The 25,850-nt window shown below is 66.4% G+C and carries 21 protein-coding genes and 1 pseudogene; 9 read left to right on the forward strand and 13 right to left on the reverse strand.

Features of this window, described 5'->3' with window-relative positions:
* Complete coding sequence (locus JOF56_RS53210) at positions 1 to 1,368, reverse strand: flavin monoamine oxidase family protein (protein WP_209647043.1); 1,368 nt, start codon at positions 1,366 to 1,368, stop codon at positions 1 to 3.
* Between the two features lie 303 nt (positions 1,369 to 1,671).
* Between JOF56_RS53210 and JOF56_RS53215 the strand changes: the two genes are divergently transcribed.
* Complete coding sequence (locus JOF56_RS53215) at positions 1,672 to 3,771, forward strand: ATP-binding protein (RefSeq protein WP_209647044.1); 2,100 nt, start codon at positions 1,672 to 1,674, stop codon at positions 3,769 to 3,771.
* 8 nt (positions 3,772 to 3,779) lie between these two features.
* Here JOF56_RS53215 and JOF56_RS53220 read toward each other — a convergent pair whose 3' ends face one another.
* Positions 3,780 to 4,637 carry an LLM class flavin-dependent oxidoreductase gene (locus tag JOF56_RS53220; protein ID WP_209647045.1) on the reverse strand — a complete coding sequence of 286 codons (858 nt, stop codon included), beginning with the start codon at positions 4,635 to 4,637 and terminating at the stop codon, positions 3,780 to 3,782.
* 110 nt (positions 4,638 to 4,747) lie between these two features.
* Positions 4,748 to 5,095 (reverse strand): annotated as a pseudogene (locus tag JOF56_RS53225) (aldo/keto reductase); the annotation flags it as partial.
* A 119-nt stretch (positions 5,096 to 5,214) separates the two neighbouring features.
* On the opposite strand from JOF56_RS53225, the gene JOF56_RS53230 reads away from it, so the two are divergent.
* Positions 5,215 to 5,793, forward strand: a complete 579-nt coding sequence (locus JOF56_RS53230; RefSeq protein WP_209647046.1) for a TetR/AcrR family transcriptional regulator — start codon at positions 5,215 to 5,217, stop codon at positions 5,791 to 5,793.
* Here JOF56_RS53230 and JOF56_RS53235 read toward each other — a convergent pair.
* Positions 5,771 to 7,276: a DUF1349 domain-containing protein gene (locus JOF56_RS53235; RefSeq protein ID WP_209647047.1), complete on the reverse strand. Its 1,506-nt coding sequence runs from the start codon at positions 7,274 to 7,276 to the stop codon at positions 5,771 to 5,773. The genes JOF56_RS53230 and JOF56_RS53235 overlap by 23 nt on opposite strands.
* 87 nt (positions 7,277 to 7,363) lie before the next feature.
* On the opposite strand from JOF56_RS53235, the gene JOF56_RS53240 reads away from it, so the two are divergent.
* Complete coding sequence (locus tag JOF56_RS53240; RefSeq protein ID WP_245378785.1) at positions 7,364 to 8,374, forward strand: sensor histidine kinase; 1,011 nt, start codon at positions 7,364 to 7,366, stop codon at positions 8,372 to 8,374.
* Entirely contained in the window at positions 8,371 to 9,051 is a 681-nt protein-coding gene (locus JOF56_RS53245; RefSeq protein ID WP_209647049.1) for a response regulator transcription factor, read from the forward strand. Before JOF56_RS53240 ends, JOF56_RS53245 begins: the two co-directional genes overlap by 4 nt.
* 47 nt (positions 9,052 to 9,098) lie before the next feature.
* Here JOF56_RS53245 and JOF56_RS53250 read toward each other — a convergent pair whose 3' ends face one another.
* From JOF56_RS53250 to JOF56_RS53265, 4 genes are all read right to left on the reverse strand, one after another.
* Positions 9,099 to 10,043 (reverse strand): hypothetical protein, encoded by a 945-nt coding sequence (locus JOF56_RS53250; RefSeq protein ID WP_209647050.1) that lies wholly within the window; start codon positions 10,041 to 10,043, stop codon positions 9,099 to 9,101.
* Between the two features lie 419 nt (positions 10,044 to 10,462).
* Complete coding sequence (locus tag JOF56_RS53255) at positions 10,463 to 11,233, reverse strand: AraC family transcriptional regulator (protein ID WP_209647051.1); 771 nt, start codon at positions 11,231 to 11,233, stop codon at positions 10,463 to 10,465.
* An 87-nt stretch (positions 11,234 to 11,320) separates the two neighbouring features.
* A complete protein-coding gene (gene xynA, locus JOF56_RS53260) occupies positions 11,321 to 12,004 on the reverse strand; it encodes an endo-1,4-beta-xylanase XynA (RefSeq protein WP_209647052.1) in 684 nt (227 codons plus the stop codon).
* A gap of 327 nt (positions 12,005 to 12,331) precedes the next feature.
* Positions 12,332 to 12,853, reverse strand: a complete 522-nt coding sequence (locus tag JOF56_RS53265) for an LppU/SCO3897 family protein (RefSeq protein ID WP_209647053.1) — start codon at positions 12,851 to 12,853, stop codon at positions 12,332 to 12,334.
* 238 nt (positions 12,854 to 13,091) lie between these two features.
* On the opposite strand from JOF56_RS53265, the gene JOF56_RS53270 reads away from it, so the two are divergent.
* A complete protein-coding gene (locus JOF56_RS53270; RefSeq protein ID WP_307855688.1) occupies positions 13,092 to 14,126 on the forward strand; it encodes a Rieske 2Fe-2S domain-containing protein in 1,035 nt (344 codons plus the stop codon).
* On the opposite strand, the gene JOF56_RS53275 is transcribed toward JOF56_RS53270, so the two are convergent.
* Entirely contained in the window at positions 14,103 to 15,044 is a 942-nt protein-coding gene (locus JOF56_RS53275; RefSeq protein ID WP_209647054.1) for a LysR family transcriptional regulator, read from the reverse strand. The two genes, JOF56_RS53270 and JOF56_RS53275, sit on opposite strands and share 24 nt — an antisense overlap.
* 119 nt (positions 15,045 to 15,163) lie before the next feature.
* On the opposite strand from JOF56_RS53275, the gene JOF56_RS53280 reads away from it, so the two are divergent.
* Both JOF56_RS53280 and JOF56_RS53285 read left to right on the forward strand, forming a co-directional pair.
* A complete protein-coding gene (locus tag JOF56_RS53280) occupies positions 15,164 to 18,427 on the forward strand; it encodes a S8 family peptidase (RefSeq protein ID WP_209647055.1) in 3,264 nt (1,087 codons plus the stop codon).
* Positions 18,428 to 18,509: 82 nt separating this feature from the next.
* Positions 18,510 to 18,788, forward strand: coding sequence for a hypothetical protein (locus JOF56_RS53285; protein ID WP_209647056.1), 279 nt, complete (start codon positions 18,510 to 18,512; stop codon positions 18,786 to 18,788).
* On the opposite strand, the gene JOF56_RS53290 is transcribed toward JOF56_RS53285, so the two are convergent.
* From JOF56_RS53290 to JOF56_RS59250, 3 genes are read right to left on the reverse strand one after another with little or no spacing between them, the layout of a single operon-like run.
* Positions 18,785 to 20,404 (reverse strand): serine/threonine-protein kinase, encoded by a 1,620-nt coding sequence (locus tag JOF56_RS53290; RefSeq protein ID WP_209647057.1) that lies wholly within the window; start codon positions 20,402 to 20,404, stop codon positions 18,785 to 18,787. The genes JOF56_RS53285 and JOF56_RS53290 overlap by 4 nt on opposite strands.
* Positions 20,392 to 20,988, reverse strand: a complete 597-nt coding sequence (locus JOF56_RS53295) for a tetratricopeptide repeat protein (RefSeq protein ID WP_245378786.1) — start codon at positions 20,986 to 20,988, stop codon at positions 20,392 to 20,394. Before JOF56_RS53295 ends, JOF56_RS53290 begins: the two co-directional genes overlap by 13 nt.
* 13 nt (positions 20,989 to 21,001) lie before the next feature.
* Complete coding sequence (locus JOF56_RS59250) at positions 21,002 to 21,205, reverse strand: hypothetical protein (RefSeq protein WP_245378787.1); 204 nt, start codon at positions 21,203 to 21,205, stop codon at positions 21,002 to 21,004.
* Positions 21,206 to 21,568: 363 nt separating this feature from the next.
* Here JOF56_RS59250 and JOF56_RS53300 point away from each other — a divergent pair, with 363 nt between their 5' ends.
* Positions 21,569 to 23,707, forward strand: coding sequence for a putative bifunctional diguanylate cyclase/phosphodiesterase (locus tag JOF56_RS53300; protein ID WP_209647058.1), 2,139 nt, complete (start codon positions 21,569 to 21,571; stop codon positions 23,705 to 23,707).
* Between the two features lie 49 nt (positions 23,708 to 23,756).
* Here JOF56_RS53300 and JOF56_RS53305 read toward each other — a convergent pair whose 3' ends face one another.
* Positions 23,757 to 24,800: an alpha/beta hydrolase gene (locus JOF56_RS53305; RefSeq protein WP_209647059.1), complete on the reverse strand. Its 1,044-nt coding sequence runs from the start codon at positions 24,798 to 24,800 to the stop codon at positions 23,757 to 23,759.
* A 211-nt stretch (positions 24,801 to 25,011) separates the two neighbouring features.
* Between JOF56_RS53305 and JOF56_RS53310 the strand changes: the two genes are divergently transcribed.
* Entirely contained in the window at positions 25,012 to 25,830 is an 819-nt protein-coding gene (locus JOF56_RS53310) for an SAM-dependent methyltransferase (RefSeq protein ID WP_209647060.1), read from the forward strand.
* Positions 25,831 to 25,850 lie beyond the last annotated feature (20 nt).

Genomic DNA, 25,850 nt, shown 5'->3' on the forward strand with positions numbered 1-25,850 from the left:
CTATTGCCCGCTCTGAGCGGCGATCGCGTCCGCCGCGGCTTCTCCCGATCGCACGGCGCCGTCGATGTAGCCGTACCAGCGCGACGAGGTTTCTGTTCCAGCCCAATGGATTCGGCCTACGGGAGCGCGCAGGGCGTGGCCGAGTTGAGTCCACGCACCCGGCGGGAACACCGCTGAGTAACCGCCCCGGGCGAATGGTTGCTCGTTCCAGTTTCGTTCGACGAAGGTCACCGGGGTGGCAGCCTGCGGGCCGAACAGGCGGGTAAATGCATCAAGGAGAATCGACCGGCGGTCGGCCGACGAGTGCGCGGCGAGGTCTCGGGCGGTCGCGCCGTTGACGAAGCCGATCAGTACGCCGCGCCGGCCGGACTGCGGGCTGCTGTCGACGGTCAGCGCGATCGGCCCGCGCAGACTGAGGGCGGAGCCGCTGAGACCTGCCCGCCGCCAGAACGGTTCTGGATATGTGGCAATACATTTGGTCACGCTGCCCATGGGCAATCGCTGCAGCAGGTTGTCCCGTGCGGCCGGTAGCGGTGGGTCGTAAGCGATCCGGGCCGCGAGCGGAGGCGGAACCGCGACCACGACATGGCTGGCACGCCATGCGGTTGCGTCTTCGACAGCCACCACAACACCGGAGTCGTCATGCTCGATCCGCTGGACCGGTGCGTTGAGCCGGAGTGCGGTGCCCAGCCGATCGGCGAGCTTCGTGGCCAGGCCGTACGCCCCACCGTCCAACCGATCTTGCTGCGCGCCGCCTTCGACGTCGGTCAACGCCGACAGGCTGCCGCCGGCCTTCACGTAGAACAAGGCGTGCAGCAGCGACAGTTCACTCGGTTCGCACGCCCAGATGGCCTGGCAGGCAAGGGCGATGAACCGGCGCCCGCCGCGGGTCCTTGCTGTGCGGTCGATCCAGGACTGCAGGGTTTGCCCGTCGAGCACTGCCGCGTTCGGGCTACGCCACGGACTCCCGGTGTCGACCGTGCGGGCGAGCCGGTCAAGACGGGACTGGGCCCGCGCGACATCGAGCAGCGTCAACGGCCCGAGTTTCGGCACCATGCCACGAAACCGCCGCAACCGACCGGTCTCGGTCTCCAGCATGTTGTGTCCAGAGGCGTAGGTCGGGAACGTGGCCACGCCGAGTTCGGCGGCCAGCGCGTACACCCGGTCCTGGCCCGGTCCGACGAACTGGCCACCGAGGTCGACGATCTCGCCGTCGGCCTCGGCTCCGGCCGTGCGGCCACCAACTTGATGACAGGCTTCGAGCAGAAGGACTTCGGCTCCGCGACGGCGAAGACGATCGGCACATACGAGACCCGCCATACCGGCGCCGATCACGACTACGTCCACGTCGGGATCATGGTGGGACACTTGACCTCCTGGGTGTGTTGGCCGTGTCCGTGCCCAGCACGAACACTCCAGCGCACCCACCTACCACCACGGCGCTGACTTCCGGATTCATTTGTGTGCGTAGATCATTCCCGCTCACCGCCGCGCGAGTCAACCAACGAAGAATGGTTCACGGACTCTTTGTTCCTGCATTGGGAGTAGTGGGACAGACGTTTGGGGTAATCGCGGGTCTTCTTCGTCAAGTCGAGTACATGGATGTTGGCAGCTCGGTACGTTCGGGAAACGCACCTCCTTTGTTTCTTGATGTTGACCAGGAAGGCCAACGTGAGCGAAGGCGATACGCACAACGAGTTATCCGGTTCAGCTGTCAATGTCGTGCAGGCTCGGGACATCAGTGGTGGCGTGCACATACATCACATCGCTGTTGCCGAACTGCCGATTCCACGGCAGTTGCCGCCTGATGTCGGGCACTTCGTCGATCGGGAGAAACACATAGAACGGTTGCACGTCTGGCTCGACACGCCCCATGACCGGGCGGCACCGGCTGAGGTGATCGCAGGGGCCGGTGGGGTGGGCAAGACGTCGCTCGCGGCGCACTGGGCGCATCAGGTGCGGGACCGGTTCCCGGACGGCGACCTCTATCTCGACCTGCGGGGCTACCACGTGGAGCGTTCGCTCAGCGCTTCCGAGGGGCTCGACTATGTGCTGCGGGCGCTGGGCGTGACCGGGGAACGGCTCCCGGTCGCGCTGGACGCCAAGGCAGCTCTCTACCGCTCCATGCTGCACGGCCGGCGGATCCTGGTACTACTGGACAACGCAGCGACGACCGAGCAGATTCGGCCGTTGTTGCCTGGCTCGCCGACCTGCCGCGTAGTGATCACCAGTCGCAGCCGGCTGACCGGACTGATGATCAAAGAAGGAGCACACCGCATGCCGCTGGACACCCTGCCACCGGACCGGGCGATCGAACTGCTCGAGCAGGTCGCCGGTGACCGTGTCCGCGACGATCCCGCCAGCACCGCCAAGCTGGCCGAATACTGCGGTCACCTGCCCCTGGCCCTGCGGATCGCGGCCGAACGCCTGGTGGCGAGCCCGCATCTCACGGTCGCCGACCTCGTCGAGGAGCTCGCCGAAGAGCGCGAGCGACTTGACGCGTTGGACTCGGGGGACGACGAGTTCACGAACGTGCGCGCGGTGTTCTCCTGGTCCTACCGTGCACTCCCGGCGGACGCCGCGCGGATGTTCCGGCTACTCGGCCTGGTCACCGGCCCGGACATCAGCGGTGCCGCCGCGGCTGTGCTGGCCGGGCTCCCGGCGGTGAAGGCCCGGCGGGTGTTGGACGCGTTGGTGGGTGCGCATCTGCTGCAGGTCAACGGCCCGCACCGCTATCGTTTTCACGACTTGTTGCGTGTCTACGCCGCGCACTGCGCCGAGAACGACGAGTCCGAAACAGACCGCCAGGCCGCGTTGCATCGCCTTTTCACCTGGTACGCGTATTCCATTGAGGCCGCAGCCCAGGTGATCACCCCGCATTTCTCTCGTATCCCGATCAGCGTCGCGGAGCCCGTCGCCCCGGCACCGGACTTTCCCGATCGGCTGACGGCACTGCACTGGTGTGATTCCGAGCAGGCGAATCTGGTGGCCGCCGTCCAGCAGGCGGCCGACGTGGGCGAGCACACCCTCGCCTGGCAGATGCCTGTCGGGCTGTTCGCGTTCTGCCTTGTCCGCAGGCCGCTGGCCGACTGGGTGACCACCCATCTGGTCGGTCTGGCGTCAGTGCGGCACGACGGCGACCGGCTCGCCGAAGTGTGGCTGCAGAACAGCATCGCGCTTGCCTACCGCGACCTGCGGCAGTACGACTCCGCACTGGAGTACTTCCAGCTGGCGCTCGCCGGTTGGCGTGCGGAAGGGGTGCGGTGGGGCGAAGCGTGGGCTCTGCGCGACATCGGCGGTGTCTACAACTTGCTCGGCCGCAACGCCGAGGCCATCGGCACGCTCAACGAATCATTGGCGATCCACCTCGAGGAAGACGACACCTGGGGTGAGGCAACGGCTTTGGCCCTGCTCGCCCGCGCCAACCACAGTCTCGGCCAGTTCGAGCAGGCACTGCCCCAGCTGGACCGGGCGCTGGAGATCCGCCGAGACCACGGTGACCAGCGAAACGTCGGCAACGCGCTGAACGACCTCAGCCAGCTGCACGACAGCCTCGGCCAGTTCGACCAGGCGATGGCAGAAGCCGAGGAAGCACTCGACATCCATCGCGCTGTCGAGTACTGGCACGGCGAGGCAACGGCCCATGAGCGCCTCGCAGCCGTCCTCGATCACACCGGCCAGGCAGAAGCGGCCGCCGAGCACTGGCGCGCCGCGATCACGCTGTACGACAAGCTCGGCGACCCGCGAGCCGACGACATCCGCAACCGGTAACCGTGCAACTATGCGATGAGCTTGTCGGCCACCCATCGTGCGACGTCGGCTGGGTAGGGCGCTGACAGCCCCAGGACTATGTGCTGGAAGCCTGCGTCGGTCGCTTCGCCGATCGCGTCCTGGGTGACGCCAGGCTCGTCGTAGGAAACGGACAGGTGGATCGAGCGGGTGATCGACGCGGGATCACGGCCGATCTCAGCGCAGTAGCGGTCCAGCAGTGCGCTGCGGCAGATCACGTCTTCGATGTCCCCGCCCGGGATGTTCCAGATGTCAGCGTGTTCGGCGACCACGCGCAGTGTCGCGGACGAGCGTCCGCCGATGAGGATCGGCGGGTGTGGGCGCTGCACGGGTTTGGGGTTGCCGAATGCTCCGGTGAGCTTGTGGTAGGTGCCGTCGAAGTCGAACGGTTCGCCTTCGGTCCACAATCGACGGATCACTGTGCAGGCTTCGGCGAGGCTTCCGACGGCGTACGCGGCGTCGTGGAAAGGCAAGCCGTGTGCTTCGTATTCGCGCTGGGCCTGCGGCCAGCTGGGGCGTGAGCCGGCGCCGATGCCGAAGTCGAGCCGTCCATTGGAGACTATGTCGACGGTTGTGGCGATCTTGGCCAGCATGGCGGGCGGCCGGAACCTGTTGCTGGTCACCATTACGCCGAGACGCAGTCGTTGGGTCTGCGCGGCAAGAGCCGAGAGCAGTGTCCAGCCTTCGTACGCCGATCCGGCCGGATCGCCGAAGATCGGCATGAGGTGATCGAACAACCACGCGTGCTCGATCTGCGGGATCGTGTCCGCCTCCCGCCAGACCCGCAGGACTTCCTGGTAGTCGACCTGTGAGGGGGCGGTCATGATCCCGAAACTGGGCCTGGGCATGAAAAATCCTTTCAGCGGCGCCGCAGTGACTTCTCCAGCAGCGCGGGCGGAGTGTCGAACTTCTCGCCCGGAGCCAGATCGACGCCGGGAGCGACGATCGAGTCGATCGCGTCGAGTACGTCGACGCCGAGACGCCGCAGGCTGTTGTCCAATTCGGTCACCAGCCATCGGCGCGAGCTGCCCCGGTGGTCGCGCTCGTCACCCATGGGGTTGTTCGCCTTGGTGACCAGCACGATGTCGTCGCGCCGGCCGGCGATGGCCTTGCCGACCATCTCTTCCGACTCGCCCGCGCTGTATATGTCCGCGGTGTCGATGACGTTGATCCCGCTCTGCAGGGCGGCGTCGACGATGGCAGTGGCCTCGTCCTGCGTGGTACGCCCGATCTTGCCGAAGTTCATCGCGCCGAGCGCGAGGGCGCTGACCTGTACACCGGTGTGGCCCAGAGTTCGGTACTGCATTGAATCCTCCGTCGTGGGATTGATCGCAGGTCCGCCGCTCTGTCATCATGAGCAAACGGAACGTTGCTCCGCTAACGATACGGAGCAGTGTTCCGTTTGGCAAGTTCGTGAGCGGAGGGATGCGCGTGGTGGACAACGGCGACGAGGGACGGCCCAAGCGGGCCGATGCCCGGCGTAACGAGAAGACCCTGCTCGACGCGGCCGCCGCGGTCTTCGTCACGTCAGGCGTGGACGCGCCGGTGCGTGACATCGCGGCCAAGGCCGGCGTCGGGATGGGCACGATCTACCGCCACTTCCCCACCCGGGCGGATCTCATCATCGCCGTCTACCGCCACCAGGTCGAGGCGTGTGCCGAGGCCGGGCCTGCCCTGCTGGCGGCCAGTGCGAGTCCACATGCCGCTCTGGCGCAGTGGATCGACCTCTTCGTCGATTTCCTGGTCACCAAGCACGGACTCGCCGGCGTGCTGCAGCAGGACAACGCCGGCTTCGACACACTGCACGCCTACTTTCTCGACCGGCTTGTGCCCGTGTGCACCCAACTGCTCGACGCCGCGGCCGCCGCCGGTGAGATTCGATCCGATCTGCAGGCCTACGAACTCATGCGCGGCGTCGGCAATCTGTGCATCGGGGCGGAAACCGACTCGCGCTACGACGCGCGTCGACTGGTCGAACTCCTCATCGCTGGACTGCGCCGCTGAGCCTGCGGAGCGCGAGTCCGAACAGGACTGCCGTGCAGCCGCAGAGAACCGCGAACCCGGCCCATCCGGGCAGCGGGAGGTAGCCTGCCGATGGCGCGTAGTGGGCCACGACCTGTGGATACTCCTGGATGGTCTGCTTGACGGCGAACGCCGCGGCCGGAGTGAGGCGCAGCAGCCAATCGGCCACGGCGTCGGGCAGGAGCGGCAGCGTTGCCAGGAGGTACGGCACGACCAACGTCGAGATCGCCACGACGATCCCCACCCAGGTGCGCCGCACCAGCACGCCAATGGCAAGCGCAAAGACAGCAGCCACAGCAAGAAGGGCCGCGACACCCACCACGACTCGCACATGCGTGAACACCGACACCAGGACAACGGTGAGATTGTTGGCGCTCATGATCATCGGACCGAGAACCGTCACGACCGCGGCCGCGACGAGCCCGGAGGCAAAGGTGACCGCGCCGATCACGATGGCTTTCGCCGCCAGTCTCCGGCCGGTCAACCGCGACCGGTCGGCAGCCGCGAATCGCACCGCCACCACAAGCACGATGATCAGGCCGACGACCAGGCCCATGAGACTTTCCTCCATGGGATGACCGCCGGCGGAATCCGCCGGGCCGATGTCTCCGGTGCCGGTGATGGTGTACGTACCGTTGGCCTGGACAAACCCCGGCGGCCGGTGGTATTTCTCCCAGTCGGTCTGGCCCATCTGCCCGACACTGCCGTGCTGCCAGTCACCGGCGGGCGCACCTTCGACCTTGAGGTTGTCGAAGACAGCCGAGGCCTGGGTGAACCGGGATTCGGAAATGCCCGCCCCGAGGGCGACGGTCTTGATCGTCAGGTCTCCCGGCGAAGCCGCGAACAGTCCAATCTGCACTGTCTGCGGAAGACCAGGAAGCTGCACCGTGCCGACCTCTGTCCATTGTGACCCGTCGGCTGATTCGTGGCCCGTGATGGTGTTGCCGGAACGTGTCAGGCGGAGCCAGCGCGGTGCTTGTTGCGACACTCCGCCAGGGCTTCCGGCAATGTCCTCTGTGTAGTCGTACTGCATTCGCACGCCGTGACTGGCGGTCACCATGAGCGCGGCGTACTGCGAGCCCTGTGTGGTTCCGTCCTTGATGATGACGCCTGCCTTCGCCCACGGCACGAGGCCGGAAACGATCTGGTCGTGGTTGGGCGGCGGGTAGGTGATGGTGCCGGTCATCGAGGTCATACGCACGGTGATGCTGCCGTTGTCGGCCAAGGGCTGGTGTGCGAAGTAGAACGTGTCGTTCACGGCCTGGCCCTGCGGCCCCACCGGGTCGGCGGGGCACGGGATCTCGACCGGACCGTTGCTGCACACCGAACGCGTGCTGATGAGTATCGCGAACAGCACTCCGACCAGGGCGGTGACGAGCATCGCGGCTGTCATCGCGATCAGCCGGCCCCGGCTGCGGAAGCCGGTCCACTCCTGACGCACCAGCGTTTCGTAGGTTTCTCGCATGCGCCGGATTTCTACGGTGCCGGCCATAACCCGGCCCGAACTGCCGCTGTCATGCCGTTGTTATGTCCGGCAGGGCATTCTGACTGCATGCAGCGACGATCAGCACTGGCGGGCCGGACAGTGCGACTGCGTTTCACCGTCCTGTACGCCGTCATGTTCCTGCTGTCCGGCGTAGGTCTCCTGGCGTTGACCAACCTGCTCGCCAACAGCAGCTCAAGCCAGCCCGCGCCCGGCCAGGTCCCCTCTGGCCAGTTGCGCATCCAGCAGCTTGAGGCGCAACTGGCCGACAGCGAGGCGATCCAGTCCCGTCAACTGCTGGTGGGCTCCGTGATCGCCCTGGTCGTGATGGCGGTGGTCTCGGTCCTGCTGGGCAGGGCCATCGCCGGGCGAGTGCTGCGCCCGCTGGAGGCGTCCTTCACCGCCCAGCGCAGGTTCGTGGCCAACGCTTCCCACGAACTGCGCACACCGCTGACCACCATGCGGGCATCGCTGGACGTCGCCATGGCCAAACCGAATCCCCCGCCACAGACGGTCGCGCTCGCCGACCGGATCCGCACTGAACTCGACCAGGTCGACCAACTGCTGGAGGGTTTGCTCGTCCTTGCCCGCGCACAGCACGGTGTGCTCGCCGACAATGCCCGGGTCTCGTTGCGTGACATGGCGATCAAGGCCTTGGCCGCACGGGCCGACGACATCACCGGGAAAGGTCTGATGCTCGATACCCGCGGCCTGCGGGACACCGCGCCGGTCCACGGCAGTCCCACATTGCTGGCCCGCATGGTCGAGAACGTCATCGACAATGCGATCGTGCACAACCAGGACGGCGGCTGGATCCGGCTGGCGTCGGACAACGAGCACGGCTCGGCGGTACTCGTGGTGGAGACCGGCGGCAACGTTCTCGACCAGGAGCACGTCGAGAAGCTCGCTCAGCCGTTCCAGCGGCTTGTCGCCGACCGCACCGGCTCGGAGCGTGGCTCCGGCCTCGGCCTTTCGATCGTCGCGGCCATCACCGAGACGCACGGCGGCCGCCTGCGGCTGCAGGCTCGGCCCGAGGGCGGCCTGCGCGTCGTCATCACGTTGCCGGGTGCCCAGTCGTGAGGGTCCTGGTAGTCGAGGACGCGCGAGCACTCGCCGATGTCCTGGCCGAAGGCCTGCGTGATCAGGGCATGGCGGTCGACGTCGCCCACGACGGCCTCGCCGCGGCCACCAAACTCGACGTGAATTCCTACGACGTGGTCGTTCTCGACCGCGACCTGCCCGCGATCCACGGTGACATGCTCTGCCAGATGATCACCGAACGCGACGACCGCGCGATGGTCCTGATGCTCACCGCTGCGGGCTCCCCCGACGACCGGGTCAGCGGCCTCACCCTGGGCGCCGACGACTACCTGGCCAAGCCGTTCCACTTCCCTGAGCTCATTCTGCGGATACGCGCCCTCGCACGCCGGCGCCCGGCCGCCCGTGCCCGGACCCTGCGCGCCGCGGGCATCGAACTCGATCCCGTGCGCCGCACAGCCACCCGCAACGGCCATCGGCTAGACCTCTCGGTCAAGGAATTCGCGCTCCTGGAAGCCCTGCTGACCGCCGGGCCGGCCTTCCTGAGCACCGAGGACCTGCTCGAACAGGTCTGGGACGAGAACACCGACCCGTTCACCAACACCGTGACGGTGACCGTCAGCAGGTTGCGCCGCAAACTCGGCAGCCCGCCGATCATCGTCACCATGCCCGGCGTGGGTTACCGCATCGCCGATCCGGGACCGGCGGGCCGGGACTGACGATGTGCGCGCCCGGCCCGCCTGCTCCACCCCTCGGGTTGTGCCGCCTACGGCAGGACCGTGATCTGCCGTGGCCAGGAGAGCTGCCCTTCCTGTGCCCTGACCTTGATCGTGGCCTCGCCAGGTGTCATGTCACCGGGCAGTGTCAGGTTGATCTGCCGGTCGCCGTTGTACCAGTTCTCCGAACCGGCGGTCCTGGTCCACGTCCGGCCGCCCTGAGTGATCTCGACGGTGTCGGTGGTGCCACGTTCGTGGAAATACTCGCCGAAGATGGCGATGATCCCGCCGTTGTGGATGTCGTCCTGCCGGTAGTTCAACGCGTTGACGACGCCACCGCGATTGATCACCGGGTATTCCCGTTGGTTGCCGAAACCGTGCACGATCGTGGGAACACGCTGGAAGATCGGAGCGGTCGGGCCACCCTGAAGATCACACGCCAGGTGTCCGTCCCGGTTTCTCGCGTAGAACACCCGCATGATCACATCGGCGTCGACCACGTACACGCCGTTCGCGGTGGAGACACGGCCTCGTCCCGGCCATGGGTATTCCGCCGTAATGGTGCTGGATGTGGTGGTGCTGCTGGTTGTCGTCTTTCCGGTCTTACGGCCCAGCGCCCCGATGATCCCGTCGAAGTACGACGCGAGCAGCGGTCCGAAAAAACCGAAGGGGCCGGGCTCCGTCTTCTGGACCGCGACAGTGTCCGACCGGGTGGCAGCCACGCGGAACGTCGACGCGGACTCCGACGGGTTGTGGCCGCTGTCGAACGACTCCGTCGGCACGAAGACCTCGGCACGGATGTTCACGATCTCGAATGTGCGGATCCAGTCGCGCTCGGACATGTGGAAGTCCGCCAGCCCTTTGTTCGCCGCGGACGGCGTGCAGTGGTTCCCGTCGGCCACAGCCGGAACCGCCGCGAGAACCGGTGCCGCGATCAGAGCCGCGACCAGCACGATCCCGCGTAATCCGGCCCGGCCGGACATCGCTCTAGACATATGCCGCTCCTCTTCGGATAGCTTGCTGATCATCGATTCGGACCGTAGGCAGAGGTGCTGAGGCAGCACTGAGCCGGCACTGAGTGGCCGCCCAGCCGCGGGAAACTTGATTCGGAAACACCCGGAATTCCGTTATCGAGTCACCGGAATCGATTGGCTGGGATTCGGCTGGGCAACCGAGTTGCCCGGCGACAACTGCTGCACCAGGCAACAATCGACCGCGTGATCAAATGGGGGGATCATGGGGCGACGCGAACGCCAACTGGATCCGACGTCGTCAGCAACGGCAACGACGGCACAACAAGGATCTGGCGCGCCTCTGGCTCCGGCGATCCGGTTGTGGTGAAGGGATTCGGGGCGCCGGCCGAGACAACATCACCCTCGAGGAACGCCGGGCATATCTCAACGAGACACGCTGATCAGGCAGTTTCGGCGACGAGGTGGTTGAGCCGACGGATTCCGGGGTGATCCAGGACTGAGGTGGTGGCGAACACACGGTACGCGCTGGGCGGGATGCCGTGCAGCAGCGTGAATCGGCGTGAGAAGTGGCTGACATCGGCGAAGCCGCACTGCCTTGCGATCCCGTCGATCGTCAAATCCGTACGCGCCAGCAGATTCTCGGCTCGTGCACACCGGAGTTGCTCCAAGGCAGCCGCCGCGCTCATGTCGAAGGTGTCGCGGAACAAGCGGTTGAGATAGCCGCGGGAGACGTGCGCGGCGTCGGCGAGCTGGGTCACGCTGACCCGCCGCAGCGGCATCTGAGCCCAGTACCGGCGGAGGTAGCCGATGGCGGCGCGCAGAGCCGGCCCGAGCAAAGGCCCGGGCTCGTCCGGCGGCCCGAGGCTGACCACTTTGAGCATGAAGTCGACCGTGTCCTCGACCGCCCGGTCTTCCGCGATCAGGTACGCGCACAGGCCTTTCAACGGATCACGCATGGGCCGCGTCTGCACATCGCGGGCAAGGCCGTCCCGTCTGAAGTGGATGTACCCGTGCCGGGACGGCCTTCTGGGATCCCACACAAAGGAGTGCTCGACGCCGGGTGGCACGAGCAGCAACACGTCGGGCGTGAGCGTGATGTCGCTGCGCGCGGTGTGGAAAACCGCCCGCCCGCGCAGCATCCAGACGAACTCGAAGTCGTCGATCACCCGCGGCCGCAGCCAGGCACCGGCCGGGTAGTCGGCAACCGGCATCTTGCCTCCAGCATCCCTACGCCTACAGGGGAACAGCCGATCTGATGCCGGAACGACGGGGTGGCTGTGTACCTGTGCCGCCGGCGGTCAGCCGCTCACAGTGAGATTCGAGTTCCCGCTACTGCGATATCCCTCGGTCGCGAGCATCATGTAGTAGCGGAAGGCACCCAGGTTCATTCCCACCCGGGCCCAGGCGTCGAAGTGGTTGCCGGTGTTGATCGTTCCACCCGTTTTCTTCGCCTGCCGGACACTCCAGTACTGCGGGAAGGTCTTGTTGCCTTCGACGGACGGCGCGTTGTACCGCATCGTGTGGTAGATGTCGTACGTGCCGCCGTCGCTGCTGACCGAGCCCTTGTATGTCCCGGTGGGGCGGTAGGAGCCCCAGTTGTCCACGATGTAGTACTCCACCAGCGGGTTGGCCGTCCACCCGTAGAGACACAGATATCCGTTGCCGGACGGGTTGAAGCTGCCCGAGTAGTTGACGTTGCGGCGTCCGCCGTTGCTCCAGCCCTTACCGCAGACGAAGTTCCCGCAGTTGGTCCACGAAGTGCTGTAGCTTCCACCGGACTTCAGGGTCATCGAGACCGATCCGCCACCGTCGGTCCAGAACGAGTAGTAGAAGCCGTTGTTCGTGCCTGTCTGGTTCCTGGTTATGGTCGTGTCGGCGTAGGCGGTGCCGGGCAGCACCAGTGCGGACGTGACCAGCGCCAGGGAACCGGCCGTGCTGAGGAAACCCCGGCGGCTGAGCGGATGTGCAGGGACGTTGTCCATGTGCATGCTTCCTCCTCGTTGAGGCTGGCATGGCTGCCCAGGCAGCGCGATACGACCCGGCAAGGGCTGTCGGCGGCCAGAAACGACGGCCGCCGCGTATCGGCGTCGTAGCACGCGGCGGGCGACCCGGATCGGCAGTGGGTTCAGGTCTGCCGATGAAGACAGTATCGGCACGACTCCGCAGAGTGGTCAACGACTTTCGAGGATGTTTCGGAAACTCATCGACGCGGAGAAGTATTAGCCCTGGCCACTTGCCCGGCTCATCGAGTCCAGATCGAGGGACAACGTGATCAGTACCGGGCCGCTGCTATCGAAAGTTTCGAACACTCATCGTTTGACTGGTTCGATGCACTGGGTGAGCGGCGGTTCCGGGTACACCGACGCGTTCGCCCCTCGCGGGCACAGACTCTCGTCGGCCTTTCCCTGGATCACCTTGATGACCTTGGCCGCGCGGTCGCTGGAACAGTCGACCCGCACCGGGGTCACGTCGAAGGAGTCGATCGTGCCGTCGAAACAGATCCCTTCGGGCATCTCCGGTATCAGGCACAGATGTACGCCGGCTTCGTCGTAGTCCTGGTAGGGATCCGTACAAGTGCCTTGTGCCACCACTTCCGGCGGCAGCACCTGGCCGACGATGTGCGTGGCGAAGGGCGAACCGCAGTCCACTTTCCGAACCGAACCGTCGACGATCGCACAGTCACCGGTGTCCACCTCGGCGATGTCGCTGCGGGAGCCCAGGTACCACCACAGGCCGCCACCGCCGGCCAGTAGCACCAGTACGGCCACAAGGGCGATGATCTTGCCTCTGGACGGCCCCTTCGCGGGGACCGGAACGCCTGGAGCGGACATGTTCTTCCTTGAAAGTCGGCGGTGCGCGGGCCCCCGGAGACCCTGGCAGAACCGCGACAGTAGTTGATCGCGGGCAGCATTGATGTCATTGCGGTGTAACGGTTCGGAGGCGGCAACACCCGGGTACGCCGAACGGATCAAGCCTGCTGGGCCGCAAAGATGACAACGGCGGGAGCGCGCAATTCGGCACGCGAATGCGCGCTGCCCGGAAACGATCACTACGCCTAGTATCCGACGAGTGCCGTTTCGCCGTGGTCGCAACGACCTCATCGACCAGCCCCGTGATCCGCGTGCCGACGAATACCCGATGCCCGCTGTTCCATTCGGGTGGTACGCCGTACTCCGCAGCCGTGAATTACGACCGGGAAAGGTCGTCAGTCTGCATTACTTCGGACGTGCCCTCATCGCGTTCCGGGGGACGGACGGGAAGGCGGCTGTCCGCGACGCCCATTGCCCGCACTACGGCGCGCACCTGGGCGTCGGCGGGAAGGTCGTGGACGGGTCCGTGGAGTGCCCGTTCCACGGGTGGCGGTTCGGCACGGACGGCCGATGCACGTTCGCGCCGTTCGCCTCCCGGGTGCCCAAGGTATCCATCGGCGGTCTGCCGGTCCACGAGCACAGCGGGCTCATCTTTGTCTACTGTGGACCAACCGGGCCGTCCTGGCGAGTGCCGGAAATCCCGGAGACGACCTCCGCGGGCTACGCCGCACCGGTCGACGACGTCTGCCGGGCGCGGATCCATGTCCAGGAGATGCGAGAGAACATCGTGGACGAGTCGCATTTCCACCACATCCACGGCCAGAGCGAACCGCCTGTCCAGAACTTTCAGCCCGACGGCCCTTTCGCCGAGGCCCACAGCCGGTTCCGCCGACGCGTGCTCGGCTGGGACATCGACAACACCTTCGACGTGTTCATGTACGGGCCAGGCGTCATGGTCGTACGCGTCGACGGCCCTATCCTCTCGTTGACCGCTGTCGCTCTCACCACGCCCATCGATGACCGTACGAGCGAGATGCGGATGCTGTACTACGTCCGTAAACCGGCCGGACTCCCTTTCCTGGCACCCGTGCTCAAACTCGCGTTCCGCGCGGAGGCCCTGCGCGAGGTCCGCGAAGAGGTCCAGATCTGGGATCACAAGATCCACCAGCAGCGGCCCATCCTGCTCCCGCACGAAAAGGGGATCAAGGCACTGCGCCGCTGGTACGCACAGTTCTACCCGCCCAGCACCCCCGATGAGCTCAGTGCGGAACTAGACGCGGCCACGGCGACGTAGCCAGGCGCTGTAGGCCGGGGACTTGGCTGTCTCTGTCTGGTAGGCCTCAGTGAGGGCGTCGCGGAGTTGCGGGGCCTGCGAGGCGACTGGGCTTTGGGTTGGCCAGATCAGGCGCTGGCGGACCCACATTGGGTCGTCTGTGAGTGGCCTGATGACGACGTTGGCTCTTTCTGGGGTCAGGGCGTGGGCCAGTGCGACGCCGTGGCCCTGGCCGATCAGGGGGAATGTGACGCTCGCGTTGATCCGCTGGACGGCTCGGGGGGTGAATCCGGCGCGTCGGCAGGCCGCCCGGAACTGGGCGCGCATGCGGATGTCCTTGCCCTCGCCGGCGAGCCATACCTCCTCGGCGAGGGCGTTGAGAGGGATCTCGGGCAGGCCGGCGAGCCGGTGTTCGGCCGAGAGCAGTACGAAGATCGGCTCGATCGCGATGACCGCCTCGGTGAGTTCTGTGGGCAGCGCCAGTTCGTAGCCTGGATAGTCGAGGCCGAGGCCTACTTCCAGTCTGCCGTCGACGAGCAGTTCGATGAGTTCTTCCTCGGACTCGTTGACGAGCAATGACGTCTCGGCTCGTGGGAACAGGCCGCGGGCGGCGGTCATCATCACGGCGGTCAACGGCCCTGGCACAGAGCCGAGTCGCAGGGTGGCCGAGTCGGTGTCGTTCTGCCGGACCGCACGCATGAGTTCCTCGTGCGTCGACAGGATGCTCAGCGAATGTGACAGCACGACTGTGCCGAGCGCGGTCGGCTGTGCTCCGCTGCCGTCACGCACGAAGAGCCGGCCGCCCAATGCCCGCTCGATCCGCTGGAGTTGAGCGGTCAGCGCTGGTTGTGTGTGTCCCAGGGCGGCGGCCGCCTTGCTGATGCTGCCCGCCTCCGCGATGGCGTTGACCACGCGCAGATGGCGGATCTCAAGATCCATAGCACGATGTTATGGGCGGATGGGAGTACCCGCCAGATCGATGCCGCCGGAAGAGTCGAGCGGGTCCGACCAGGAGAAATGGAGACCCGGTGGCCAGATCCCGGCGTTTGATCACCATCATGTTAACCACGGTTTCGGTGGTGCTGACGGGCATGGCGGCTCCGGCCGCGTCAGCAGAGGAGAACAGCGGCTGGAAGACCGGAACGGCACCTGCTGGCAGCGAGGGACACTGGGTCACGTTGCTCACCGGCGACCGCGTGTACGTCGAGGGCAACCAGATCGGGATAACCCCTGCCGCGGGCCGCGAGCACATCGGGTTCAGCCAGTACGAGAAGGACGGCCATCAGTACGTCGTGCCCAACGACGCGATGCGGATGGTCTCCGAGGGCCAGGTGGACCGTCGGTTGTTCGACGTCACCGGGCTGGTCAAGGCTGGGTACCACGACGAAGCGGTCGGCGAACTGCCCGTCATCGTCCAGCAAAGCAATGCCGCCAAGCACTTGCGCGCGACCGCCCAGGTAAGCCGCAGCCTGCCGAGCATCGGTGCCGAAGCGTTGCGAGTCCCCAAGAACTCGTCAGCCGAGTTCTGGTCCGGGCTGACGACCGGATCGCAGGTCTCGCGCCGGGCGGCCGAAGGCGTGACCAAGATCTGGCTGGACGGCGCGCGAGAAGTCTCGCTGGATGTCAGCGTGCCGCAGATCGGTGCACCCGCCGCGTGGGCCGCCGGACATGACGGCACCGGCGTCACCGTTGCGGTGCTGGACACCGGTATCGACGCGACGCACCCGGATCTCAAAGGAAAGATCGTCGAGGCGAAGAACTTCACCGAAGCCCCCGACACCGACGATACGGTCGGCCACGGCACGCACGTTGCGTCCACAGTGGCCGGTAGCGGAGCCGCGTCCGGCGGCAAGTTCCGTGGCGTGGCACCAGGTGCGTCCTTGCTCATCGGCAAGGTGTGCCCGACACGCAACTGCTCCGACTCCGCGATCCTCGCAGGGATGGAGTGGGCCGCACCCCGCGCCCGCGTGATCAACCTGAGCCTGGGCGCGCCCGACTCCCCGGGGATCGATCCGGTCGAGGAAGCAGTGAACAGCCTGACCGCACAGACCGGTGCGCTGTTCGTGGTGGCGGCGGGCAACGAGGGCGCCGACTCGAACGTCGGATCGCCCGCGACCGCGGATGCGGCGCTCGCCGTTGGTGCGGTCGACAAGCAGGACAACCTGGCTCCGTTCTCCAACCGTGGACCGCGGGTCGACGGCGCCATCAAACCGGACATCACCGCGCCCGGTGTCGGCATTGTCGCCGCCCTGGCCGCGCACAGTGGCTACCCTCCGGCGTCCACGCCCGGCTACACCCAGTTGAACGGGACCTCGATGGCCACGCCGCACGTCGCCGGTGCGGCGGCGTTGCTGGCGCAGCAGCACCCGAAGTGGGTGGCCGGTGACTTGAAGGCGACGCTGATGGGTTCGGCCAAGCCCAACCCCGCGCTCAACGTCTTCGCCCAGGGCGCGGGCCGTGTCGACGTGGCCCGTGCGATCAACACGACCGTGCAGCCCGGTCCGGTCAGCCTCGCCCTCGGCTCGCAGCCTTGGCCCGCCGAGGACGACGTTCCGATCGTCAAGACCGTGACCTACCGCAACACAGGCACGGCCGCGGTCACCCTCGATCTGTCCACTCAGGTCACCGCGCCCGACGGGAAACCCGTGCCCGCAGGCATGTTCACCGCGAACCCGAGCCGGATCACTGTCCCGGCAAACGGTTCGGCCGACGTCACACTCACCACTGACACCAGGGTGCCGAGCGCGACCGGTGTCTTCACCGGCGCTCTCATCGCAACCGGCGACCAGTCCGTGCGAGTTCCGCTCACTGTCACAAAAGGACATGAGTCCCGGACGCTGACCATCCGGCACATCAACCGCGACGGCACGGCCGCGAGCACCTACGAGACCTCCGTCGTCGGTGTCGATCACCAGATCTACCAGGTGCCTTTCAACGAGTCGGGCACGGTCTCCGTCCGGGTGCGGCCCGGCCGCTACCACATCGAGTCCAAGATCGTCTCGCCGGACGGCAGCTCGACTCTGTTGGTACAGCCGAGTTTCACGGTCGCCGGCGACAGCCAGCTCGAACTGGACGCACGGAAGGGAACGTCGGTCTCGGTGACGGTTCCGCGTGCGTCGGCGCGTACTCGCCTTGCCAGCGCGGGATTCCTGCGTACCCTGCCCTCCGGTTACCAGACCTCGCCCCGGATCATAGGTGACTCGTTCGCCAAGCTCTTCACCGCCGACCTGGGCGGCGAGGTCACCCCGGATCAGGGCCGGATCATCTCGGAGGTACGCAGTGTCTGGGCCGAGCCCACACCGGACGGCACGTTCTTCGACTCGCCGTACGAGTACGACCTGGTCTGGTTCCAGCGCGGCAAGTTCCTGACCAACTTCAAGCGGGCGGCCAAGCCCCAGGAACTGGCCACGGTCACCGACAAGTACTACGCCGTCTCACCGGAAAAGAAACAGGGCTTCTCCCACAACTGGGGTTTCCCTCCGGAGGGCGGCAGCGCGTTGTCCGCACCGATCAGGTTCACCGTGCCCGGCACCCGGACGATCTACGTCACCGCCGCCGACACGACGTGGCGGCGGCGGTGGGAGCAGATCGGGCCCCAGTCGCAGTACTGGACCAACGACATCACCTACAAGCCCGGCCATCGTTATGAGGCACAGTGGCAGCGGGCGGTGATCGGGCCGCGCTTCGGCGAGCGGACCTACATGGCACGGACCGGCAACACGATGTTCTTCAACCTGCCGCCGTTCGGCGACCAGGCCGGCACCACCGGCTACTCGTTGCTCGACAGCGGCCGGATGGCGTTCTACCGCGACGGCACGAAGCTCGTGGAGGTACCGACGTACTTCTACGACTCGCAGGGCCCGGTACCGGCCGCGACGAGCACATATCGGCTGGAGTACGAGGTGAACCGGCGGACCGGATTCGACGTGGGCACGCAGATCAGCGGCTCGTGGACGTTCAAGTCCGGCGAGGTGGGCACCGACAAGCCGACCTACATGCCACTCGCAGGCGTGTCGTTCGCACCGCACACCGACATCGGTAACAGCGTTCCCGGCGGTCTGATCTATCCCCTGCCGGTTTCGTTGCAGCGCTACCCCGGCTCCGCTTCGCCGAAGGTACGCGAGATCAACATCGAGGCGTCGTTCGACGAAGGGACTACTTGGCGGAAGGTACTGATCCTTCCCACCGGGCGGGATTCCTGGGTCGCGCTGATGGCCCATCCGTGGAAGGGAACGGTGTCCCTGCGGGCATCAGCGACGTTCGCGGACGGTAGCGCGGTCGACTACACCGCGCTGCGTGCGTACAAACTGCGTTCGTTCTGAGTACGGCCGGTTGGTGGTGTGCCCTGGCACCAGTGACGCCACACTGGTGCTAGGGCACCGGCTCATGAAGGAGGCAGACGGCATGCCCACCGCCATCGAATACGGCCTGATGTCACCAGTCGTGCACACTCAGAACGGCGCGGGCGGCGGACCACCGGCCCCGCGGGATTTCACGCTCGCCCAGAACGGCGCGGGTAGCGGACCGCCCGCGCAGAACCACATCGCGGTGGTCCAGACGGACGTCACGCCCGCGACGCCCGCCAGTGACTGGCTGGTCGCCGGACCGCTGGCCACACTGCTGCTCGTGGTCGCCGTCGCGGCAGCAGTCCGGCGCTATGTGTTCCCGAGAAGTCCAGGTTAGGTCGAGGCGCTGGTCGCTCGTTCGATCAGCGCCCTGGCCGCGGGGATGCGAATCCGTTCCGCCGGGTCGCGCTCAAGCAAGCCGACGATGAGGTCGGCGAGCGCGCCCCGGCTTCTGCGTAACTCCGCTTTTTCGGTCATCACCGCGACCATCGTGGCGGGCAACGTCGCACGCTCGAACGCTCCACGTCCTTCTGCCGCGAAGTAGAGCGTCGCGCCCAATGCCCACAGGTCCCACACGTCCGACGGTTGGCCGCCTTGCATGCGTTCCGGCGACATGTACGCGGGCGAGCCGATGATGGTGCCGATGGAGGTCAGCTTCGGATCGTCGTAGGACTGGGCGAGGCCGAAGTCGGCGAGCTTGGCCGACCCACGCGAAGGCACCATCACGTTGCTGGGCTTGACATCCCGGTGCACGATCGTCGCCTCGTGCGCCACCTCCAGTACCGACAGCAGGTCGTCGGCGAGCTTGGCGACCTTGTGCAGCTGCATCGGGCCGTTCTTGTTGACCAGGTCCTCCAGCGTCGGCGCGTCGACGAGCTCCATCACGATGAACGTGTCGTTGTGCTCTCTGATCAGGTCGTGGACGGTGACGATGCCCGGGTCGACGAGCCGGCTGGCGATCCGGGCCTCCCGCAGCACACGTTCGGCGTACTCGCCGCGTTGGTCGACCGGGATCCCGCCGGGCACCATGAGTTCCTTCACCGCGACCTCGCGGCCGAGCACAGTGTCCTTGGCCAGCCACACGATGCCCATCCCGCCACGGCCCAGCTCACGCGTGAGCACGTACCGGCCGTTGCTGATCTGCCGCCCGACGAGTGACGCCAGCTGTGGCAGTTGCGGCACAGGCACGGGATCCTGCAGGCGTTTGCGCATCGGGCGCCGGCGAATCCGCAGGCGCTCCACAGTCGCCGGGGACTGACTGTCACCGAGCGCGCGGTAGATGACCTGCCGTGCCCGGTGCGGCCGGATGCGCTCCTCCGGATCGGGTTCGAGCAGCCGGGGGATCAACTGCGCCAACGGGCCCGTGCACACCTTCATGATCGGGCGGTCCCGCTTCAACGGACGGCCTTCGACGGCGTAGTACAAGGTCTTGCCCAGCGCCCACATGTCCGCGGTGGGGTCACGGCTGACCGTGCCGAAGCCGAAGTCGGTCAGCTTCACCGTCGCCTCGTCCTGGTCGATGATCGCGACCCGCCGCGGCGTGACGCCGTGGTGCATGATCCCGGCGTCCTGGGCGGCTTCCAGCGCGGTGAGCAACTGGTCGGCCATGAGCGTGACCCAGGCTTCCGGCTGCGGGCCCGAGTCCTCGACGAGGTCGTTCAGCCTGGGCGCGGTGACCTGTTCGGTGACGACGTAGATCGTGCCGTCCTCGTTGATCGCGTCGTAGACCTTCGCCAGGGTGGGGCTGGACAAGCGTTTGGCGAGCCGCGCGTCGCGGAAGGCGTGCTGGCTGTGGATGTGCAGCGCCTGGCCTTCCAGATCGTCGGGCGGGATCAGCTCCTTGACGATCACCTGCTGTCCGGTGTCGTTGTCGCGGGCCTTCCACAGCAGGCCGTTGCCGTCGTGGTTGATCGTCCGATCGAGTTCGTACCGGCCTTGGCCTATCGTCCGCATGTCTCCCCCCAAGGCGGTGTCCGTGGTCGCCGTCCGTGGTCGCCTCGCATCGCCGATCCGTGAGCCGGACCAGGATAGTCGCGACCGTGGGTCCATGGTCGACTCCGAATCGGGCATTGCCTGCAGCCAAGCAGCCGAACGCACCCTGACCAGCGCTGTCCAGGATTCTTCAAGTGTTTCACATCAACCATGCACCACCGTGGCATCGGGGCGAACAGGCAACGCGATGAACACCGGCGCACCGGCCGTGACCAGGGGTCGGCCGGTTCGCCGGTGCGCTCGAGTTCGTCGAGGTGTCGCCGTACGCGTTCGGCGTCCTGGTCTCGTCCTTGCTGGCGGTAGAGCTCGAACGCTTCCTGCCAGGTCAGACGGGCCTGCCCGCTGTCACCGAGAGCGAGGTGGGGATGGGCGAGGTTGTCGAGGGTGTTGGCGGCCTGGAAGGTGTTTCCCAGGTCGCGGAACAGGATGAGGGCCTGCGTGTAGTGGTGGATGGCGCGGTGGTGGTCGCCGGTCCGGTGGTCGATCCAGCCGAGACTGTCCAATGTGGCTGCTGCGCCTTCGGTGTTGTCATGGTGGCGTTGCAAGGCGAGTGCGGCCTCACAGTGGGCACGTGCAGTCGCGTAATCGCCGATCCAGGCGGTATACCAACCGACCGCGGCCGTGCATGTCCTGGGTGATCAGCGATGCCTGCTCCAGGCCAAGCAGCACGATCCTGGTTTCGGCTGGTGGCAGGCCGAGGAGACTCGCGGCAGCAGGCAGGCTGATGTCGGCTCCGGGTGCGATGCCCAGCAGCGCGAACAACTGCGCCTGGTTCGATCATTGCCGCGGATCATGTTGATCTCTCCGCCGGATTCGCCCGCCGCGTTTTGACGTTCTGACAACAAGTGAGCGTACGACACCTGAGAGTAATACCGCCTTCTACACTCCGAGACGGAATCCGTATTCAGCCCGCATTGGCTTCATCCGTTTGTGTTAAGCCACTCGGTGCGGGTGGCATCCGGTTCTCCACTGGGAGTTGGATATCCCCGTCGCCATCGCCCAGAACCTCCGCCCCAGTGCCATGCCAGGCGATCCGAGCCGGACATGGCCACTGGCTCCCCCAGCCGCCGCGTCCACAGAGGACCACCTGGCCGGCGGGGAGGCGGCACGAGGGGAATTCGAGAGATGACTTCACCGATGCCCCATGGGCCGGCAGAGCCGGCCTCGACTGCCGCCGCTCGCGAGCGCTTGAAGCTCGCGAGACGCTGGGCCCATCAGCTCAGCGAGACAGCATGCGTTCCGCTGACCTACGCCGAACTCGAGCAGCGGCTGGCCAAGCTTGTCGACGAGCTGTGTGACGCTCTCGGGCACGAGCCGCCCACCGCGCACAGCGAGGTGGCCGCGCACCTGGTGGACCTCAGATGCACGGACCCGGCGAGCCTGCGGGTCACCATCAAGGTGCTCGGCAGCGGGTTGCTGAGCCTGGCCGGGCCACAGCGATCCGATCGGGTGATCGGCCTGCTGAGCTTCCTGGCCGCGGACTACGCCGAGCGGATGCGGCTGTCCGCCCTCGACCAGCAGGAGACCCTGCGCCAGGCGATCCTCAAGGCGATGCTCAACGCTCAGCTGGGCCTGCAGGCCAGCGAGGCCCGCTTCGACCAGCTGGAGCGGACCTCGTCCAGCGGGATGGCCATCACCGACCCGCAGGGCAGATTCCTGCGGACCAACCGGGCGCTCTGCACGATCCTCGGCGACACCTCGATCCAGCTCGTCCGGTCGACCCTGTTCGACCTGGTCCACCCGGACGACGAGCGCCCGCTGCGGGCCGACTACGAGGCAGTGCTGCGCGGTGAGAAGGCCCGGACCCACGAGTGGCGCAGGCTGGTCCGCCAGGACACCGAGACCGCCTGGGTGTCGATGACGTTGTCACTGCTGGGAAGACCGGCCGGGCAGGGCCACGTCATGATGGTCGTCGAGGACAGCACCGAGCTGCACCTGCTGCAGGGCCAGCTGAACCGGCAGCTGCTGCACGACGAACTGACCTGGTTGCCCAACAGGCAGTTCTTCAGTACCTGGCTGGAGAAAACCCTGCGCACAGCCGATCCCGCCACCGGCGTGACCCTCTACCACCTCGATCTGGACGCGTTCTCCATGATCAGCTGCGGGCTCGGCCGGCGCGCCGGCGACCTGCTGCTCAAGACCGTGGCACAACGCCTGAAGGACATCGTGGCCAAGGAGAACGCGATGGTCGCGCGGTTCGGCGGCGACGAGTTCGCGATCCTCGTGGAGAACTCGGCCACCACCCCGGACGTGGCCGGCATGGTCCAGCAGATCAGCGACAGGCTGGCCGAGCCGGTCGACCTCGACGGGCACATCGTGGCCGGATCGGTGACCATCGGCGTCGTCGACCGGCCCGCCCACCACATCTCCCCCGCCGACCTCCTCGACTCGGCGGATCTCACACTGCGCAGGGCCAAGAGCCGGGGCTGGCGGCAGTGGGAACTCTTCGACGTGGCCCGCGGCGCTGGCCGGCGTGCGATGCTGGGCCTCGCCGTGGCCATGCCCAAGGCGTGGCAGAACGGCGAGATCAAGGTGCTGTACCAGCCTTTGGTGCGGTTGAGCGACAACCAGGTGTCCGGAGTCGAGGCCAGTCTGGACTGGCATCACCCGCTGCTGAGTCATCTGCCTCATGACGAGTGCATGCGGCAGGCCGACCGGACGGGCCTGGCGGTTCCGCTCGGCCACTGGCTGCTGCGATCCGCGTGTGCGCAGGTGGCGGCGTGGCAGCGGAAATACGACCAGGACATCCTGGTGCGGGTGAGCCTGACCCCGAGCCAGGCAGTCGATCCCGATCTGGCCGGCACGATACGGATGATCATCCGTGAGACCGGTCTGCGCACGAACTGCATCCGGGTCGGGATCCCGCTCGAGGCGTTGTCGGCCGAGGTGAGCCAGGCTGTGGACAACGTCAAACTCCTTGTGCAGAGCGCGATCCACGTCGAGCTGGACGATGCCGGCATGGGCTCCGCGTGCCTTTTGCGGCTCGCGGAACTGCCGGTGCAGAGCGTGAAGATCGCCAGGTCGGTCGCGAAATGGGCGCCGACACGACCCGAAGAGGATTTGTGGGCGCCGCGAGCGCTGAAGAATCTGCTCTCGATTCTGCGTGACGCGGGCATAGCGGTGACCATCGGCGGAGTCGCGACCACCGCGCAGGCGGACTGGTGGCGCGCGGCCGGTGCGGATTCGGCCTGCGGCGCTTTCTTCGCTCACGCGCAGCTACCGGAGGATATCGCACCGTTGTTCATCGAAGACGCGCTCTCATAACGTATGGCAGGGCCGTCCCAGGACTGGAACGGCCCTGCCGCGAGAATCGTCAGCCGACGTATTGGCTGAGCCAGTCCCGGGTCACATTCCGGTAATCAGGCGAGTTCGTGGCCAACGCGACGGAATGCCCGGCACCTGAAAGGACATACACCGAGAGCTGCGCGGCCGCGCTGAAGTACGGCGCTTCCTGGGCACGCAGCGCCTCAGCGGTCGAGCAGTCCCGGATGAGCCCGCAGAACCCGGTGTCGTCGGTGCCGTTGACCAGCAGCACGGGGACGTCGATCCCCCGTGACAACGGGCTCACCAGCCCCAGTCCGATGATGTCCAGCAGGCTGGTCGCCGAGACCGTGTCCTTGGCGTAGGCCTCGTCGGCCGCCACCGCCAAGGGGTCGGTCTGAGCGGGCCCGAAGTACATGGGCCCACGGGTGCCCGGCTTGGTGGTCAGGTATCCCGGGTCGTCGCCACGCGGTCCGAGCTGGGGATCCAGCGTCACCGGGTACAGGCCGAAGACCACGTCGCCGACCACCACGGGCACGTTCGGCAGGTGGGTCACGCCGGTGAGGATGACGCCGTCGACGTCGCGGTAGGTCGCGGCCTCGATCACCGAGATGGCCGACCCTGCCGAGTGACCCACCAGCACGACCTTGTCGTACCGCACGCCGTCCACACGGCCTGCCCGCAGGTCGCCGACCAGCTGGTGAACCGCCGACGCCTGCGCGGCGCCGGTCAGCAGCGTGCTCAGCGGCCGGCTGCTCCCACCGACGCCCAGCTCGTCCACGGCGAATGTCGCCAGTCCTCGCGTGGCCATGTCGCGCTGATAGGAGTAGCGAGCCGGCTGATAAGGCAGATCCCAGTACACGCGGTTGTAAGTGGCGCCGTGCAGCAACAACTGCATTGTCTTGGGAGTACCGGTGTCGGGAACGCACAGCTGCCCCTTGGCCGTCATCGGCAGCAAGGGAATCACCGACACCGGCTGGGACACAATCGAACATTTCGGGGTCGCCGCCGCGGCGGACGCAGGTATGACGAGCACCCCGGCCAGTACAGCGCAGCCAGTGAGCAGAGAGGTTACGAGTACCCGCAAAGATCGCATTTCTTGAGAACCTTCTCAAGGTCGGGGATGACAACGAAGCCTGCAGGCTACTGGTTGTGCAAGATCGGCACGATCACCTGATCGGTTAAATACTCTGCTTCGCTTTACCACGAACCATCCACGTATGCTGCGAGATCGGTATCGAAATACCCGGCATCATCCATTAGGCTATGCGCTTTACCCCTCTTATCAAGATTGGGCGTGCGACGTGATGGACGACCGGACCGACCAGTCGTCGCGGATCATCGACATGAACCAGGCGAGCCCGTCCCGCGTCTACGACTACCTGATCGGCGGGGCCTACAACTTCGCGGTGGACCGTGAGTGGGCCCAACAGGCCATCGAACGGATGCCGTGGATCCGTGAGGCGGCAAGGTCCAACCGGGCGTTCCTCCAGCGGGCGGTGCGGATGTGCGCGCAAGAGGGGGTACGCCAGTTCCTCGATCTCGGGTCGGGCATCCCCACTGTGCAGGGAGTGCACGAGATGGCCCGCCGGGTCGCCCCTGACTGCAGGGTCGTCTACGTGGACAACGAAGCTGTGGCCGTCGCGCACAGCGTGCTGACTCTGGAGAACGTCGAGGGCGCCGCCATGATCGAGGCGGACATGTGCAACGTGGACTACGTACTCGGCCATCGCCACATCCAGGAACTGCTGGATCTCGACAGGCCCGTCGCTTTACTGATGACCGCGTCGCTGTACTACGTCTCGGACCACGACCTCGTCGCCAAGACAGTCGCGCGTTACCTCGACGCGGTCCCTTCCGGCAGCTATCTCGTGCTGTCGCACACCACGCTCGGCAGCCACCAGCGAGACGCGGTGAGGCTGAGCAACGTCTTGGAGATGACCAAGACGCTCACCAGCGCGGCCACCGCGCGAACGCCCGAGTGGATCGGCGATCTGCTCACCGGCCTGGAGGTCGTCGAACCGGGCCTGGTCTACACCTCGCGCTGGCGTCCCGACGGGCTCCGCGTGGTGGACGACGCACCTTGGCACGACGCGGTTCTCGCGGCCGTGGGACGTAAGCCCTGATCACATCGGGGAAGGAGAAG

The organism is Kibdelosporangium banguiense, from assembly GCF_017876405.1.
Lineage (GTDB): Bacteria > Actinomycetota > Actinomycetes > Mycobacteriales > Pseudonocardiaceae > Kibdelosporangium > Kibdelosporangium banguiense.

Coding starts and splice junctions, on each gene's coding strand:
- JOF56_RS53220 (WP_209647045.1), bottom strand. CDS start 4,637: ATGCCCAGGCCCAGTTTCGGGATCATGACCGCCCCCTCACAGGTCGAC.
- JOF56_RS53255 (WP_209647051.1), bottom strand. CDS start 11,233: ATGCCGGTTGCCGACTACCCGGCCGGTGCCTGGCTGCGGCCGCGGGTG.
- JOF56_RS53240 (WP_245378785.1), top strand. CDS start 7,364: ATGCAGCGACGATCAGCACTGGCGGGCCGGACAGTGCGACTGCGTTTC.
- JOF56_RS53310 (WP_209647060.1), top strand. CDS start 25,012: ATGGACGACCGGACCGACCAGTCGTCGCGGATCATCGACATGAACCAG.
- JOF56_RS53250 (WP_209647050.1), bottom strand. CDS start 10,043: ATGTCTAGAGCGATGTCCGGCCGGGCCGGATTACGCGGGATCGTGCTG.
- JOF56_RS53265 (WP_209647053.1), bottom strand. CDS start 12,853: ATGTCCGCTCCAGGCGTTCCGGTCCCCGCGAAGGGGCCGTCCAGAGGC.
- JOF56_RS53235 (WP_209647047.1), bottom strand. CDS start 7,276: ATGCGAGAAACCTACGAAACGCTGGTGCGTCAGGAGTGGACCGGCTTC.
- JOF56_RS53275 (WP_209647054.1), bottom strand. CDS start 15,044: ATGGATCTTGAGATCCGCCATCTGCGCGTGGTCAACGCCATCGCGGAG.
- JOF56_RS53230 (WP_209647046.1), top strand. CDS start 5,215: ATGCGCGTGGTGGACAACGGCGACGAGGGACGGCCCAAGCGGGCCGAT.
- JOF56_RS53285 (WP_209647056.1), top strand. CDS start 18,510: ATGCCCACCGCCATCGAATACGGCCTGATGTCACCAGTCGTGCACACT.
- JOF56_RS53280 (WP_209647055.1), top strand. CDS start 15,164: ATGTTAACCACGGTTTCGGTGGTGCTGACGGGCATGGCGGCTCCGGCC.
- JOF56_RS53290 (WP_209647057.1), bottom strand. CDS start 20,404: ATGCGGACGATAGGCCAAGGCCGGTACGAACTCGATCGGACGATCAAC.
- xynA (WP_209647052.1), bottom strand. CDS start 12,004: ATGGACAACGTCCCTGCACATCCGCTCAGCCGCCGGGGTTTCCTCAGC.
- JOF56_RS53300 (WP_209647058.1), top strand. CDS start 21,569: ATGACTTCACCGATGCCCCATGGGCCGGCAGAGCCGGCCTCGACTGCC.
- JOF56_RS53305 (WP_209647059.1), bottom strand. CDS start 24,800: ATGCGATCTTTGCGGGTACTCGTAACCTCTCTGCTCACTGGCTGCGCT.